The following is a 17105-nucleotide window of genomic DNA, read 5'->3' as shown; positions in this document are numbered from 1 at the left end:
CTGCCAGTAATAAGGATATCAAATAATGTCAGAGTACCAATTGGTTGAAAAGCCACTGCTAAACCAGCTTAAAAGCATGGGCTGGGATGTGACGGATTTAGGGCAAGGTGTACCTACCGACCCAACCACCAGCTTTCGCAGCTCTTTTCGTGAAGTCATTTTAAAAGACATTTTTAAAATCGCAGTACACCGCATTAATACCACTGATGACGGCAAGCCTTGGCTGACGGATAGCCAACTCGATGTCTTGCTGGATGATGTCACTGATTTTGGTACTCACAAGTTACTGGCGGCCAATGAAGAGTTTATTGGTCGTCTCCACAAATGGCAGCTCGACCGCAACGAACTGACCGGCGAAGAAGATCCGGTTGTTAAGCTGATTGATTTTGATAACTGGGAAAACAACACTTTCACCGCCATCAATCAGTTCCGTGTTGATACCCCTGGGTTGGGGAAAGAGCATATTCGCCCAGACATTGTATTGTTCGTCAACGGCCTGCCGCTGGTAGTGATTGAGTGTAAAGAGCAGTCACAGCATTGCTCTAACCCTATGGCAGCAGGTATTGACCAATTGCGCCGCTATGCAGATTTGCGAGAGCCCGAACACAGTAAACTGCGCGAAGGTGAACCTGCTCTGTTCTTTACCAACCAGTTGATGATCAGCACCTACGGTGATGATTGCAAAGTGGGCACCATCACATCGAATGAAGATTATTACTTCAACTGGAAAACCATCTACCCCGATAGTGAGCCCTATATTGCACCTGAAATTGGCACCCATCGCAGCCAGGAAAAGCTCGTTCAGGGCATGCTCCACCCACAACGGCTGCTTGATATCACCCGTTGTTTTACCCTGTTTATGGATACTGACAACGGCCCACGTGTAAAGGTGATTTGCCGTTACCAGCAATTTCGTGCGGTGCAGAAAATCATTGAGCGTATGGAGCAAGGCGAAACGGGGATTCAGCGTTCAGGCGTGGTTTGGCATACTCAGGGAAGCGGAAAAAGCCTGACCATGGTGTTCTTGGTGCGTAAGCTTCGTCGCCATCCAGAACTGAAAAGTTACAAGGTACTCATGGTTAACGACAGGAGTGATCTTGAAGAGCAACTGACCAATACCGCAGCGTTAATTGGTGATACGGTCGTTGAGATCAAGAGCACCAAGGATGCAAAAGAGAAGCTGGCAAACGACACCTCGAACACTAACATGGTGATGGTGCATAAGTTCCGCGAGCAAGACAGCAGTTTCCTGCCGGAATCTGTTCGTAAACTACTATCTAAGCACCTCGCAGAAGCAAAAGAAGCGGGCGATGTTGAGCGCATTGAAGAGCTGGAAGCTGACTTTGATGCTGAGATTGTTATGCATCGACCTTTCGGCGTGATCAACGCCGGTGAAAAAGTCCTGATCTTGGTGGATGAGGCGCACCGCACCCAGCGAGGCGGAAAAGACCGCCCAAGCCTTTCGGACAACTTGTTTGATGCTTTCCCTAAATCAACCCGAGTGGCGTTCACAGGAACGCCGCTTATTGCTGACCATCACACATATCCAACCTGGAAGCGTTTTGGCGTTAGCCAGGAAAAAGCCTATATCGACAAATACAAGCTTCAGGATGCTGTCGATGATGGTGCCACGTTAAAAATCCTCTACGAAGGTAAAACCGCTGACAGCGCGATCTACGATAAAGCGGGGTTTGATACCAAGTTTGAAGATCTCTTTGCGGACAGAACAGAAGAAGAGCTCAGAGAGATCCGTAAAAAATACGGTGCGGAAGGGGATATTCTTGAAGCAGAGAAGCGCATTGAGGAAATTGCTGAGGACCTAGTAAAACACTACATACGGCAGATTTTGCCAGCAGGTTTTAAAGCTCAGGTGGTGTGTTCTTCCAAGCAAGCGGCTATTCATTACCAAACCTATATTGAAAAAGCGCTGGCGAAAGAAATCGAGCGATACAAAAAGCAGCCTGAGCAATGTATCGATAAAGCCTGGCTTGAGCGCCTTGAGTTTTTGAAGACGGCGGTAGTGATCTCCAGTGATGACACTAATGAAGCTGCGTCTTTCACCTACGCCAGAAAACAGGCCAAAGAGTTAAAAGCCGTCGAGAGCTTCAAGAAGAAGTTTGATCACAGCAAGCCCAATACTGGCGTCGCTTTCTTGATTGTCTGCGACATGCTGTTAACGGGCTTCGATGCGCCGATTGAACAGGTGATGTATCTCGATAAAAAGCTGCGAGAGCATAACTTGCTGCAAACCATTGCCCGTGTAAACCGCACTGCGAAAGAAAAGCAGCGTGGGTATATCGTCGATTATATAGGTCTGGCTCATCACCTAAGAGATGCGCTGTCAATGTATTCGCAGGATGACCAGGATGACATTCTGGAAAGCTTGCAAAATATTGATAGCGAAGTGCCGGTTTTGGAAAGTCGTTATCGCCGATTGCTTCAGCTGTTTACCGAACTCAAGGTTCACAATATCGAAGCGTTTGTGAACCAGAAACTTAGTGTAGATGAACACTATCAAGTTCAGCTTCAAGCGATTGCTGTTTTAGAAGATCCTCGCCAGCGTGACAGTTTCAATGTGTTCTTGAAGAAGTTTCTTCAAAGCATGGACATCATCACGCCTAACTCTTTGGCTGACCCTTACAAAACGCCGATGTACCAGTTTGTGCATATTCAAGCGAAAGCACGCCAGCGTTACCAAGATGACAGCATGAGCTTTCAAGGTGTGGGCGCAAAGATTCGCCACCTTGTGAACGAGCATCTGATAAGCCTGGGCATTAACCCTAAAATTAAACCGATTGACCTGTTCAGTGATGCGTTTATGACGCACATGGGTAAAGAGCCGGATTTACAAGCGCAAGCGAGTGAGATGGAACACGCCATTCGTAAGCACTGCAAAGTAAATGCGGATGATGACCCAGTATTTCACAAAAAAATGAGTGAGAAGCTGGATGAGATAATCAAAAAGCACTCTGGAAACTGGGAAAAGATGATCCTAGAGCTGAGTGCTTTACGAGATGAAATCGACGCGGGACGCGGCCCTAACGCGCAAATCGCCGATCCATTCTTTGATCTGATTGTCAGCATTGCATTTCCAAATGGCGAGCCTGTTAAGCCTCTGGACAAGGTGAAAGCCTGTGTCGACGCCATTATGGAAGAGCTAGGCGAGAATATCAGTAGCCTAGATTTCTGGGAGCGTGAGGACCTAGTGTCTGAGCTGAGAGGACGTATCAAAAAACGCTTTATTCTCAGTAAAGTACCGCAACTGAAAGAAGCGCGTGAGCAGCTAACGATTGAGGTGGTGGCTTTGGCGCGTAGACGGGAGCTCTTGATCCTGTCCGATCAGGCGTTGACCATCAAAATTGAAAAGCTCATAGACGCGATAAAAGAGCTAAAGATAACAGGTACAGAGGAAGGCGATCGAAGAATACTGGATATGCTGAAATATTCGGTATGTGGCACGGAGCTTTATTTAGCAAGTGAACTTGAGCAGTACGAGCAGTTTATCCGAGTGGCCTCTGTGACTGTCAGAACTGACATCGACGTTCCCAATGCGCCTGAAGCTCCTTCATCAGACAGTAGCATGCCTTATGAAGTGAAAACTGAATACGACCTAATGTCAGCACTCTCTCAAGAAGCTCTTTCAGACATTGTTTCAGCGTTACAAGATGAATTAACTGTTGATGGACTTGGTACCCCTCTCATTGCTCTCAAACAGACAAGAAGAGGGAGCCAAGACTTCGATGTTGTGGCGTTTGTCCAGCTATCCGCTGTGGCGGGGATTATTGGTAATGTCGCAACTTATATCTTAGTGGCTGCATGCAAGAAATTTTTTAAGAGAGTTTTAGAGCTTCCAGAAATGTTACCGGGCGCGATGGAAAAGAATCGAGTGAAAAGGGAACGTATTGAGCCAACATACAATGCCTTTGAAGTGAGTTCTCAAAAGGAACTCGAACAAGCTGTTGAAGAACGAAAAAAAATGAAAAAAGAGCAGCTGCACTAACATGCAATACAAAGATATCAAATACAGCTTGAAACAAAGCAAGCGGAAAACCACCAGCATTCTTATCGAGCGGGATGGGAGTGTTACTGTGCTTGCACCTGAAAGCTACGATATGGAAAAAATAGAGAGTATCGTTGAGGAAAAACGGAGCTGGATTTATCGCAACCTTGCAGAGTGGGAAGATCTTAACCGCACCAAAGTCGAACGTGAGTTCGTGAGTGGTGAGGGCTTCCCCTACCTGGGCTGCAATTATCGCTTAAAGCTGGTGGACGAGCAGAAAGAAGACTTGATCCTGAAAAATGGTTATTTCCTCATGCGCCGTGATAAAGCGGAATACGGCAGCGAGCTATTCAAACATTTCTATCGCACCAAAGGGCTATCTCGTATTAGTAAAAGAATAGAGCATTTCGCCCCAAAGCTAGGAGTGGATTATCGTGCAATCCGAGTAATGGATCTTCAGCACCACTGGGCCTCCTGCTCACCCAAAGGGGACCTGAACTTTCATTGGCGTTGCCTGATGGCACCGCTTGTAGTTTTGGATTACATCGTGGTTCATGAATTAGCACACCGTATTGAACCAAATCATAGCGCTGCTTTTTGGAATCTCGTCGATAAAATTATGCCTGACTATCAAAAACATGTTTCTTGGTTGAAGCACAATGGTGCAGGGATGGATCTTTGATTTGATAGGAAAAGAGAGGCTTAGCTCTTAAAGGCAACGACAGATGTTAAGCATGGTGAAGTGCTTTTGACTTGCAAAGTTAAACAATATCCGATGATGGGAAATTAAAATAATCAAAATGAACATTATTATCGTACCAAGAGAACAAACAGTTCCTTCTACAGGCGCAAACACTGCTTATTTGCGTGTTGACCGATGGAATGATTTTTCATTCGTCACTATGTTCTTCCTTACAGTTTTCGATGAGAAGGGGGGAGGGCATGATATCGGTCAGGTCAAAATAGGGTTTAAAGGACAAACTACAGAAAAATCCACTTATGGCACATTGAGTTCGTCATTTCATGCGCTACCCGACGGCTATTTTTCTGTAGGTCAAGATGTCGAATACTATAAAAATATTGCCCAACTCTCTGAATTTACAAGAGAGGCGTTGCTCAACGGACTAAAAGATATTGCTTTTGATTCTAGCCTTATTGAACTAGTTCAGGATGAGGATGTTTTTCGTACATCTTTACTTAGAGATGTGAGCTTGTCTGTTATCAAAGGACAGTTTTCTAGGGTATTGGATGGAAGCAGCCCGCTGACCGATTTTGAGTTTAAATTTGTCAGACCGGTGCAAGATAAAATGTCCGGTATTGAATTGAAATTTAGTGTGAAAGTTGGAGATAAGCCCACATCGAATATTCATGCGATTATAGGTCGCAATGGTGTCGGGAAAACAACGCTTCTCAATGGAATGATTGATGCGGTGACCAGCAAAGGGCAGTCAGTTGCAAAATTTTATGATGTTGAGGGTTGGCGTAACAACCCTATTGACACAGACTATTTCAGTAGCCTTGTATCAGTCTCATTTAGCGCATTTGATCCCTTCTCCCCTCCTAGCGAACAACCAGACCCTTCGAAAGGTACCTGCTATTTTTACATAGGCTTAAAAAATGGGGATGATTCTCTTAAGGGTTTGAATGATATACATGAAGATTTCCTTCACGCGTTAAAAGCTTGCCTAAATCAAGCTCCGAAGAAAGGGCGATGGCTCAAAGCGATTGATACGTTGGAGTCTGATGAAAATTTTGCAGGTATGGGGCTAAAAGAACTCGCTGAATATTCGGGGGAAGTACTTACAAGCAAAGCTCGAAAACGTATCAAAAAAATGAGCTCCGGCCATGCTGTGGTATTGCTAACTATTACGCGATTGGTCGCTACGGTGGAAGAAAAAACACTAGTGTTGATTGATGAACCGGAAAGTCATCTTCATCCGCCGCTATTGTCTGCCTTTGTTCGTGCACTATCCGATTTACTTTTGGACCGTAATGGGGTGGCGATCATCGCGACTCATTCTCCAGTTGTACTCCAAGAAGTGCCTAGAAGATGTGCTTGGAAGATAAATCGTTCGGGATTGGAAACCAAGCCGCTGAGACCTTCAATTGAGACGTTTGGAGAGAATGTTGGAATATTGACGCGAGAAGTGTTTGGCCTTGAAGTAGTAAAATCCGGTTTTCATGACTTATTGGTAAAATCAGTTGAAGCAGGGGGAACATATGAATCTATTGTTGAAGATTATCGTGATCAGCTAGGTATTGAGGCGAGAGCACTCCTAAAAGCTCTTGTTGTAAATCGTGATAGGAGTAAGTAATGCTAAAGCTTAATCCTCCTATAAGTTCCTACCTAGACATGCTAACTCTTTGTCGCAATGGAATCACTGGTAACGCAGGGTTACTACAAAATGTAAATAGTGCATCTAACGTACTACAACAACAAGCAGAACAATATGAAGCTTCAGCGACGACAGGAGAGCTATATACGATTGTTCCGCTTGCCCTTGCCCGTCCAAAAGATGACCCTGTGGTAGTCGGACATTTAAAGAAGTCGGACTTGGTTAAGCTCTATGACAACTATGTTGTAGGTAAAAGTAAACCGGCAAGGGCTGTATATGATGCTTTAATGATTGCTGCCAATGATAAATGTCCGTTCTGTGGTGGAATAGGCAGACCTAGAAACTTGGATCATTACTTGCCTAAAGCTCATTATCCCCAGTTTTCCATAGTGCCAGTAAATCTCGTCCCTTCCTGCCGCGATTGCAATATGGATGGTAAAGGTCAAGCATTTGCTACTGTCGCGTCAGATCAAGTATTACAGCCATATTTAGACGATGATAGATTTTTTAGTAAGCAATGGTTGTTTGCTCGTTATCTACCCGGAGCGGCTGATGAGCCTGGAGTTATCGAATACTTTGTATCACCACCGCAAAACTGGGAGCCAATTGATAAGCAAAGAGTCAAAAAGCACTTCGATGATTTTGATTTAGGATTACGATTTTCAAAGGAAGCTGGCTCCAGGCTTGTTGCTTTACTACCTCAATATGAAGCGTTGCTAGCTGCTCAGGTTAGTGAAGACGTGGCTAAAAATATCATATTTCAAACAGTCATAGATACTTCTCCATTTATTAACCATTGGGAAAGAGTCATGTGTTTGGCTTTAATGTCCGAATTGTAATGGAATGCATGAAGTAATACCTTTGGTAATACTTGGTATTTTTTTTAATAAACTACTAACAATATCAGTCAGTTAATTGTTTAATGTTGCAGTCTCACTCCCGCCACATTTTAAGCCCTAGCAGAAATGCTGGGGCTTTTCATATCTAAAGCCAAGTGGGCTGCCAAAGGGCACAATAGCACATCAAGTTTTACTTTGTTTATGCGTCCAGAATGTTCTCATCTAGTGCGTGGCAGGACAGAGATCTATTCTTTTCGCTGGAATGTTTCTGATACTGCAACTGCTCTATGTTGCTTTTATTCGCTACTTCCTAATTTGATGGCTAAGTGATTGGCATAGATGAAAAAGAATAAAATTTTGCTTAATTGAAGCATCGAATTTTAATCAAATGTATATGATGACTTCATCCCGAGTTTGTTGGTGAACGTAAAGCCATAGTCTCAACTATTTGGTGCTGAGATTGGCAGCGCAGAAAGTCGACCATCATCACAACTACTCATAAATCTATAATCCCTTATCGCCTTACATAAATGAGCCGTATATTATTCAATAGGTCATCCATACGGTTTATAAAAATGATCGCAACTTCTTCTTTTTACGACAAAAATTCCAAGCAACTTGTTGAGCAATATGATGCTCTTGATTTCGAGTCAGTCCACCAATCATGGGCGCTGTATTGGCCGGAAAGTGGCGCCCATGTACTCGATATTGGCGCTGGTTCTGGGCGTGATGCAAAATGGATGAATCAAAAAGGTTGTGAAGTTATTGCTGTGGAACCGAGCGATGTATTGCGTAATATCGGAAAGCAGAGTACCGGTTCAGATGTCACATGGCTAAATGATTCTTTGCCTGCACTCAAAAACGTATGCAGTCTTGGAATGCGTTTTGACCTTATATTGGTTAGCGCGGTTTGGATGCATCTTGCGCCTTCTTTGCGCGAACGAGCATTTCGAAAGCTTGCTAATCTTTTGGCGTCTAACGGGAAATTAGTGATCAGTTTGCGTCATGGTGAGTTTACCGATGGGCGTCAAAGTTACCCTGTCTCTGTGGAAGAGTTTGAACTGTTTGCTAAAGAGCACGCACTGCAAGTTAAGTTAGTTGCAGATAGTGCCGACAACCTACAGAGAGCGGATGTCTCTTGGCAGACCGTCGTACTTCAACTGCCTGATGATAGTTCGGGAAATCTTAATACGGTTCGCCGAATCATAGTTAATGACAGCAAATCAGCAACTTATAAATTAGCATTATTAAGAACGTTACTTCGTATTGCCGATGCTCATCCAGGAGCATTAAGAGATCGCAGCGATGGGAAAATAATTCTTCCTGCTGGGCTGGTTGCTTTGTATTGGGTACGTCAATTTAAACGATTAATAGATGTTAATATTGAGGGGCAAGGCATTCAGCAAAATTCTAATACCATGAAAGGATTGGGTTTTGTCAAAGATGATGGCTGGAAAAAGTTGAAACACCTTTCGGCGGATGATTTTGCTATTGGCTCTCTTTTTGTTGGCGATGAAGCCGAGGCTATTCAAAAGTTGTTTAGTCATACCTTAAATACAATAAAAGCAGGTCCCGTTACTTTTATTTATCAGGGGGACAAAAAAAACCGATTGTTTGACATTCAGTCGCCAGCGAAACGGAGGAAGCTAACAAACGCCATTGTGTTCGATGATGAGTTCTTTTCTGGGTTTGGAGATTTTGTGTTAGATGAAAAACTGTGGAATTGTTTTCGACTTTACCACTCTTGGATTGAGCCTTTGGTCGTAAGTCAGTGGGTTAAAGAAATGCAGCGTTTTGAACTGAACCGTAATCGGAATATTCCTCTACAAACCTATCATGACTGCCTTGTTTGGATTGATCCAGCACGTAACACACGAGATGTTCGTCAACGTGTAGATGAGTTGAGAGCTGGTGGCAGAAATATCTTCAGTGCTTGGAGTAATACTGAGCTAAAAAACCAATACGATGTTGATCACTGTCTTCCATTTACATACTGGCCGAATAATGACAGGTGGAACTTGTTACCAACGACTTCTCAAGAAAATCGCAGTAAAAGTGATCGCGTACCCACAAGTCAGCGACTTCATGATTCGCGAGGAAGAATTTTAGAATGGTGGCAAATGGCGTGGGGAAGCGCTCCCTTACATCAAAGTCGTTTTTTCATTGAGGCAAGGCTTTCTTTACCAAATTTAACTGCGCAATGTGATGATTTTGAAGAAGTGTTTGAAGCAATGGGCCTACAAGTTAAGGGTGTAAGGAGTCGTTTACTCGTTTCGCAGTGGTAGAGGCCATAAAGTGGCGTTGGTAAGTCCCTAGCGACTCATGCAATTTGAGCAACTAGGGCTTTTTTGATGTTATATTGTTTAACGTTATATTGTTCAGCTTAATATTCTTGGCTATGCGCCAATCACGCCGCCGTCTTGACGAGTGATCATAATGACAGATGAACGAGGAATCGCCTCTACCCCTTGTGGGAAGTGAGAGGGGGCGAGATCCTCACCGGGGTGCTGCACACCGACAAACATCGTTTTGTAGTCGGGTGAGAATGTTAACCCAGTGATCTCACAGGCGATAGGTCCGGTTAAGAAGCGACGTATTTCTCCGGTATTTGGGTCGCTGCATAGCATCTGGTTATTTCCCATACCAGCAAAATTGCCTTGGTTTGAGTATTTACCATCTGTTTGAATCCAAAGGCGGCCTGCCTTATCAAACCCAATCCCATCTGGGCTGTTGAACATATTGTCTTTGTGAATATTGTCGCTGCCAGCCATCATGCTTTCTGGATGAACGTCTGGATTGCCCGCTAATACATAGATATCCCACTCAAATGAGTTTGAGCTGTGATCGCCTTGGCTCGGGCGCCAGCGAATAATATGTCCATAAGGGTTTTTCTCTCGTGGGTTAATCACATTAAGGGGCTGTGATTCTTTAACGCCACGATGTTTGTTGTTCGTTAAAGTGCAAAATACTGATTGATTGTCAGGATGCACCGCTACCCACTCTGGTCTATCCATGGTTGTCGCGCCCACTTGGGTTGCGGCAAGGCGAGTAAAGATCAGTACAGATGCTGGATCAGGAAACCCGTTTTCTGGCGTGAGACCATTTTTATTCCACGTTAGCTCTAGCCATTCGCCTTGGCCGTTTAGCTCCCCCTCGGTGCCGGAAAATTTGGCGACGTATAAGGTGCCATCTTCAAGTAAGTCGCGGTTTGAATCAGCGCCCGGTCGGTACTTGTTTTTTGAAACAAACTTGTACAGATGTTCCCCGCGTTCATCGTCACCAAGATACACCACGACACGTCCATCATTATTGATGGTTAGGGCCGCATTTTCGTGTTTGAAACGTCCTAGAGCCGTGCGCTTTTTGGGAGTGGAGTTTGGGTTCATTGGGTCAATTTCTACCACCCAGCCATGGCGGTGAGGCTCGTTTGGCTCTTTCGCCATATCGAAACGATCTTGGTGTTTGTACCAATCGTAACCGCGATCGTTATTGTTTAAGCCGTAGCGAGCATAAGTTTCACCGAGTGTTGTATCGGCACTATTTGCAAAGTAACCGTTAAAGTTTTCTTCACAGGTGAGGTAGGTGCCCCATGGCGTTTGTCCATTGGCGCAGTTATTAAACGTGCCGAGCACTTCTTTCCCAGATGGGTCAGCGTTGGTTTTTAGTAGCGGATGGCCTGCGGCGTCACCCGTAATTACCATTTCGGTATTCGCGGTAATACGGCGATTCAGTCGTCCATCAATGTTTACTTGCCATTTGCCATCGCGTTTACTTAATTCAACCACCGAAACTCCGTGTGCAGCTTGGGCTTTACGCGCATCATCGGCAGAAATTTTCTTTCCTTGATGAGGGTATAGGTATTCGTTGTTGGTGTACTCATTATTCACCACTAACACTGCTCGCGTATCGGAGAGAGGGAAAAAGCTCATGCCATCGTTATTATCACCAAATTGCATTTCTTGGGCTTGCGCATTATTGCTTTGATCAAAATCGGGTGCCCCTTTTAGAACGGCGTCGCCCCATGAGATAAGAACGTCGGCTTGGTAACCATTAGGAACGTTTACGTTATCAGCGGTTGAAATTGGAATCGCGTCAAAGCCGATTAATTCCGGTTTGTTATCAAGCGTATTTGCCACTGCTGTGCTCATTGGGCTTGCGGCAAGAAAGCCAACGGTACTGGCCGCTCCGGTTAATTGTAGAAAGCGACGACGAGATACCGCCGCATCAACAAATTGGTTAAATTCAGGTTCTTGGTCAAGTGGTCGTTGATCAGGGTTAGAGCAGATCACATGGCTTCCTTTTATTTATTGTCCATTTTGGTAAATGGTTTGAATAGTTAGGAATGAATGATGCGATTTGTTTGTGACAATAAAGTTAACTATTCCTGTCAAAATAATTACATTTTTAACTGGTGGCATTTTGTTATTAGGTGTTTTTTAATTGAACTTTAAGCCTAGCTAATTTGTTCTCGATACAACTTAGGGCTGACACCCGCTTTTCGTTTAAACACTCTCGAGAAATACAGTGGGTCGGTATAACCAATAAGACGGCCGATGTGATTGACCGAATAGTTGGTTGTAACCAACAGTTGTTTTGCGCGGCTGATGCGTTGATCATCACGCCATTGCGTGATTGTCATGCCTACTTCATCACGGAAAAGGTGGCCTAAGCGTGATGCTGATAAACAAGTGAAATGGGCGATATCTTCCAACGTAAAATTTTGATTGAGGTTCTGCGTCATGTAATTCATCGCCTCAATGACACGAGGATCGAGCGGTTTGCTGACAACGTCTGGCTGGATGCTTTTGCAGCGAATAAGTAGCTGCTCAAGAAGGTTAATCGCCAAATCGTCTCGATAGGGGATGTCAGATTTAGAAATGTATTCAATATCGATAAATAGCCGCTCTATTTGAGAAATCGTGCTGCTATCGAGCCCTTTTGTTAGATACACCCCATTGTGTTGCTCATGCCAACATAACCAATTATTCCAAAATGCGCGTGGTCGGAAATAGACCCAGCGGTGAAACCAAGAGGCATTGTCTTTTTTGCGATGATAAAAGTGCGTGGCGCTCGGTGGAAACAGCAGTAAGTCACCGGACTTAACATCAAATGCCTCATTATCATGGAAAATGGTGCCCTCACCTTGGCTCGTGATGTTGATGATAAAACCTTTCATTCCGTTTGGACGGTCGATAACAAAGTCTAACTCATCACCTTCAATGATTGGGGTCAACCCAGCTACAAGGTGAGCATCGAAATTATATCCAGGTTTTAATGGATCGTTGTTTTGCATACACTCTCAATATGGAATGGTTTTATAAATTTTATGCTCAGCGCGAAATTCTGTCGTCGCTATTTCTCACAGTTTCGTTAAAACAATCGACTGCTTAGCTGAAAATGCCTCTCTAAAAAAATCGGTTTTCTCAGTTTTAAATAAAAAGTCGCTAGGTAATCCATTTCTTCTATGTCGCCATAATGGAGGAGCATTTAATAATGGTTCCTTATCGATAGTGTGTGGATGGTGGTGGATGATATGACGGATATCTAGTCGCGTTGGGACAGTGTTTCTAGCTAAATATTCAATCACTAATTCGTTGTCGGTAAATTGGTAATTCATATTAATGGAAAGCGTTTCTAAATGGTGAACTTGTCCCCATTGCTCTAATTTGTTTGGTTTGTGACGAAAATGCCAATGTGTGTTTGCAATCGGGATGATATAGCCATTATTCATCACCTCCATAGTGCCTGAATAATGTATTTTGCCTTGATATTGAAGTTCAAAGCTTTCCGGTGAAGAGGGGGATAGTTTAAGTAACCACCCAGAGTGATCTAATTGAATAACCGAACTTTCGGTTACAGTTGTTTCATTCACAAATAGACTCCCAAGTGCTCCCTTGCGGGAGCACGCTGTAAAGTGATTAACGTTGGTAGTACATTCCGTTATTACGAAGCTCTTGTTTAAAATGTCGTAAGTTCGTGTTGTTATCGATGACCACCATTTCAATCCCTAGAATTTCCGCGTAATCCGCCAGTGTTGCTACCGATACCGCTTGGCTATAAACCGAATGGTGAGCGCCTCCAGCATGTATCCATGCTGCGCCAGCCACATTCAGATTTGGCTGCGGTTCCCAAAGCGCGTGTGCTACAGGTAAATGGGGTAGTGATTGTGGTGGTGTGACCGTATCAACAATGTTTACAATCATTCTAAAACGATTGCCTAGGTCAATAATTGATACATTTAACGCTTCGCCAGATTGGCCGCTAAAAATTAAGCGGGGAATGTCACATTGGCAACCGATGGTATGGCGGTGAATAGCCAATTGTGGTTTTGCTGCCGCAATCGATGGGCAAACTTCGAGCATGTGGGCGCCCAGAACTTGTCCTTTGCCGCCAAAGTTGTAGGTGTAGTCTTCCATGAAAGAAGTTCCACCTGGCTTGCCTTTCCCCATGGTTTTAACGATATGGGTCATAGCCGCTGTTTTCCAGTCACCCTCACCACCATAGCCAAACCCCTTGCCCATTAACCGCTGTGTAGCAAGGCCTGGTAAGTTGGTTAGTCCAGTTAGGTTTTCAAATGTGTTGGTAAACGCATTCGCGTTGACGGATTTGAGGAATGCCTCCATCCCCAGTTCTAAACGTGCTTCCTGTACCATCAGCTTTTTCAGTTCTGCGTTGGTTAACAGGGCTGAGTCCATGTCATAGCTGGTGGCGTACTCATCGAGTAAGCAGTTCACATCGGCTTCGGAAACCGCATTGACGACGTCGCTCAATTCCCCCAATCCATATGCATTGACTTCATAACCAAATTGAATCTGTGCAGAAACTTTGTTGCCTTCTGTTACCGCAACTTGGCGCATGTTGTCACCAAAGCGGGCAACTTTAAGTTTTCGGCCTGTGTCAACGCCAATGGCAGCGCGGCACCAACCATCGACATCTTTATGAACTTGTTCATCTGTCCAGTGACCAACAACAACCTTACGTTCAATGTTGAGGCGTGTACCAATGAAACCAAATTCACGACAGCCGTGTGCACTTTGATTCAAGTTCATAAAATCCATGTCAATGTCATTCCATGGAAGCGCAGCATTGAACTGGGTATGCAAATGTAAGAACGGTTTGTTTAATTGGGTTAGACCGGCAATCCACATTTTGGCCGGAGAGAATGTGTGCATCCAAAGCATTAAACCGATACAGTCTGGGTCATTATTGGCAGCCTGACACACCGCAAGGATTTCATCCGGTGTTTTTACCGTGCCTTTGTTCGCAATAGTGACAGAGACTGAGTCAGCCGCATTTAATCCAGCCACAATCTCTTCACTGTTATTTGCAACGCTTTCTAATACTTTCGGCCCGTACAGGTGCTGAGAGCCGGTTACAAACCATACTTGTTTTTCGTTGAAGATCTTCATAATTTTTCCTTATTTATTCGTTTGTCCGTAATAGGCGTTAGCACCGTGTTTACGCAAGTAGTGTTTGTCTAAAAGTGCTGGGTTAATTGAGTGAACGTCAGCATTGATCTGGAGTGTTTGAAGCGCCATACCCGCGACAACCTCGACGACGACCGCATTATGGACAGCTTGATTAGGATTTTTTCCCCATGTAAATGGCGCATGTTCTTTGACTAGAATCCCCGGTGAAGCCATGACACCCACGTCTCCAATGGATTCGATAATGACTTTGCCAGTGTTGCTCTCATAGTCTTGAGCTATTTCTATATCGCTTAATGCTCGGGTGCAGGCAATTTGACCGTAAAAGTAATCTGCATGGGTTGTGCCTAGCGCTGGAATCGCACGTCCGGCTTGTGCCCACGCGGTGGCTTGCGGTGAGTGGGTATGAACAATTCCGCCAATTTCAGGGAAATGGTTATAAAGCGCCAAATGCGTCGCGGTGTCTGATGATGGATTTAGCGTCCCCTCAACAACTTGGCCGCGCAGATCGACAACCACCATGTTTTCGGCACTGAGTTGATGGTATTCAACGCCACTTGGTTTGATTACGACTAATCCGGATTCGCGGTCAATGCCAGAAACGTTTCCCCAGGTGAAAGTCACGAGATTGTGTTTTTGCAGGTCCATGTTTGCTTGCCAAACTTGGTGGCGTAAGTGGCTTAGGCGCTCCGCTAAAGCGACCGGCGCTTGCCATAGCGTTTGTTCAGACATGGCTATGCTCCTTGGCTTGATGAAATTCAGCAATTTGCTCCATATGCAGGCCGAGTTGACGATAGGTCGCATAGCGATTTGCTCGCAGTGCTTGAACATTAGGGTTTGGGAGGTAAGTTTGACGAACTGGACTTGCCATAACCTCTTGTGCAGATTGAGTATTTGGATAAACACCAGCGGCGACCGCGGCAAAAATAGCAGCACCTAACGCACAACATTGGTCCGATTCAACGACAATGATTTCGCGGTTGATGACATCGGCACACATTTGCATCACATACGGTGATTTTTGCGCGATTCCGCCAATAGCAATCACACGTTCTACATTGACATCTTGTTCGGTAAAGCAATCGACGATAGCTTTTGCGCCATGGGCAGTCGATTCGACGATAGCGGAGAATATTGCTGGTGAAGTGCTACCGAGGTTAAGGTCACAAAATGCGCCTTTTAGACGCTGGTTTGCGTAGGGGGTACGGCGGCCGTTAAGCCAGTCCATCGCTGTTGGTGTATATGGATCAATGCCCTGTTGTTCGGCGGCTTTTGAGATCATCGGTAATAATTCTGAGCCAATCTCTTCAGCAGTGAGAGCGAAATCAGGGTTTAGTTCGGCATAAGTCTGAATTGGCCACATCAGAACGTTCTTAAACCAAGCGTACATATCACCAAAAGCCGATTGACCCGCCTCTAAGGCGAGCAGTTCCGGCATCGCACTTCCTTCAACTTGACCACAAATGCCGTGAATGGTGCGATCGCCGACTTGATTGGCTTCAACCATCAAAATGTCACACGTCGAAGTACCAATCACTTTGACTAGATCGTTGGCTCCGGCTCCGGCTCCCACCGCGCCCATATGGCAATCAAACTCGCCGATAGCAATGGTAATGTTTTCTGGTAATCCGAGCTTGTCTGCCCACTCACGAGACAGGTAACCAGCAGCTTGGTCTGAAGTGAAAATTTCCGTAAACATGCGTTCTCTAATGCCATCTAATGTTGGTGAGATTGCACTCAAGAATTCTTGGCTTGGTAGACCATCCCAGCTCTTATGCCACATCGCTTTGTGCCCAGCGGCACAAATACCACGACGCAATTCGCGAGGGTGCTGAGTACCAGCAAGAATGGCTGGAATCCAGTCACACAATTCAACCCAGCTATGGGCTCGTTTGGCGATGCTTGCGTCTTGTTCACTGACCCAAGCGGCTTTAGCCCAGAACCATTCAGAGGAGTAAACGCCACCAATATAGCGCGTGTAATCGGTAAACTTACCTGAATGAGCAAGATCATTAATGAGGTCTGCTTTTGTCACCGATGTGTGGTCTTTCCACAGAACGAACATCGCATTGGGGTTGTCTTCAAATTCAGGTAGTAAAGCCAGTATTGTCCCGTTTTCATCAATAGGAGCTGGTGTTGATCCGGTTGTATCGATACCGATACCAACAATCGAGGCGACTAGAGATGGTGAAACATGAGTCAGAACCTCTTGAATAGCACTGGTCATTGCATCCAAATAATCTTGAGGATGATGCCTGAATTGAGATTGGGCTGGTTGGCAATATAGGCCCTGTATCCAGCGTGGGTAGTAAACAACGGAAGAGTTAACCTCTTTGCCTGTTGCGGCATTCACGATAAGAGCACGCACTGAGTCCGAACCAAAATCCAAACCGATAACATGCTGCTGTGTGTTAATGGTGTCCATAACAGCTCCAATTTTTAGTCAGCAAACAAAATCTAATTGATAGCGAAATCATGGAGCTTATTTTATGAAGAAGTTGGT

11 protein-coding genes are annotated in these 17105 nt (G+C 44.9%); 5 read left to right on the top strand and 6 right to left on the bottom strand.

Annotated elements, in window-relative coordinates; all coding sequences use genetic code 11:
• Window positions 1–25: 25 nt before the first annotated feature.
• The 5 genes from DZ860_RS05615 to DZ860_RS05595 all read left to right on the top strand — a co-directional run bounded on the left by DZ860_RS05615 (window position 26) and on the right by DZ860_RS05595 (window position 9460).
• Window positions 26–4000, top strand: a complete 3975-nt coding sequence (locus tag DZ860_RS05615) for a type I restriction endonuclease subunit R (RefSeq protein ID WP_243641817.1) — start codon at window positions 26–28, stop codon at window positions 3998–4000.
• Window position 4001: 1 nt separating this feature from the next.
• Window positions 4002–4682, top strand: a complete 681-nt coding sequence (locus DZ860_RS05610; protein WP_120029947.1) for a M48 family metallopeptidase — start codon at window positions 4002–4004, stop codon at window positions 4680–4682.
• A 118-nt stretch (window positions 4683–4800) separates the two neighbouring features.
• Window positions 4801–6315 carry an AAA family ATPase gene (locus tag DZ860_RS05605; protein WP_120029946.1) on the top strand — a complete coding sequence of 505 codons (1515 nt, stop codon included), beginning with the start codon at window positions 4801–4803 and terminating at the stop codon, window positions 6313–6315.
• Window positions 6315–7175 carry an HNH endonuclease gene (locus tag DZ860_RS05600; protein WP_120029945.1) on the top strand — a complete coding sequence of 287 codons (861 nt, stop codon included), beginning with the start codon at window positions 6315–6317 and terminating at the stop codon, window positions 7173–7175. Before DZ860_RS05605 ends, DZ860_RS05600 begins: the two co-directional genes overlap by 1 nt.
• A 575-nt stretch (window positions 7176–7750) precedes the next feature.
• A complete protein-coding gene (locus DZ860_RS05595) occupies window positions 7751–9460 on the top strand; it encodes a class I SAM-dependent methyltransferase (protein ID WP_120029944.1) in 1710 nt (569 codons plus the stop codon).
• A gap of 111 nt (window positions 9461–9571) precedes the next feature.
• Here the strand turns inward: DZ860_RS05595 and DZ860_RS05590 are convergent, their stop codons facing one another.
• The 6 genes from DZ860_RS05590 to DZ860_RS05565 all read right to left on the bottom strand — a co-directional run bounded on the left by DZ860_RS05590 (window position 9572) and on the right by DZ860_RS05565 (window position 17027).
• Window positions 9572–11461 (bottom strand): PhoX family protein, encoded by a 1890-nt coding sequence (locus DZ860_RS05590; RefSeq protein ID WP_120030089.1) that lies wholly within the window; start codon window positions 11459–11461, stop codon window positions 9572–9574.
• A 167-nt stretch (window positions 11462–11628) separates the two neighbouring features.
• Window positions 11629–12468, bottom strand: a complete 840-nt coding sequence (gene araC, locus DZ860_RS05585; protein ID WP_120029943.1) for an arabinose operon transcriptional regulator AraC — start codon at window positions 12466–12468, stop codon at window positions 11629–11631.
• A 66-nt stretch (window positions 12469–12534) separates the two neighbouring features.
• Entirely contained in the window at window positions 12535–13047 is a 513-nt protein-coding gene (locus DZ860_RS05580; RefSeq protein ID WP_120029942.1) for a hypothetical protein, read from the bottom strand.
• 46 nt (window positions 13048–13093) lie between these two features.
• Window positions 13094–14584 (bottom strand): L-arabinose isomerase, encoded by a 1491-nt coding sequence (araA, locus tag DZ860_RS05575; RefSeq protein ID WP_165862853.1) that lies wholly within the window; start codon window positions 14582–14584, stop codon window positions 13094–13096.
• A gap of 9 nt (window positions 14585–14593) precedes the next feature.
• On the bottom strand, window positions 14594–15334 hold the full coding sequence (gene araD, locus DZ860_RS05570) for an L-ribulose-5-phosphate 4-epimerase AraD (RefSeq protein ID WP_120029940.1): 741 nt from the start codon (window positions 15332–15334) through the stop codon (window positions 14594–14596).
• Complete coding sequence (locus DZ860_RS05565) at window positions 15327–17027, bottom strand: ribulokinase (protein WP_120029939.1); 1701 nt, start codon at window positions 17025–17027, stop codon at window positions 15327–15329. Before DZ860_RS05565 ends, araD begins: the two co-directional genes overlap by 8 nt.
• Window positions 17028–17105 lie beyond the last annotated feature (78 nt).

The sequence above is a fragment of the Vibrio sinensis genome (genome assembly GCF_003605645.1).
Taxonomy (GTDB): domain Bacteria; phylum Pseudomonadota; class Gammaproteobacteria; order Enterobacterales; family Vibrionaceae; genus Vibrio; species Vibrio sinensis.
This window is presented reverse-complemented; position numbering and strand designations above follow the sequence as displayed.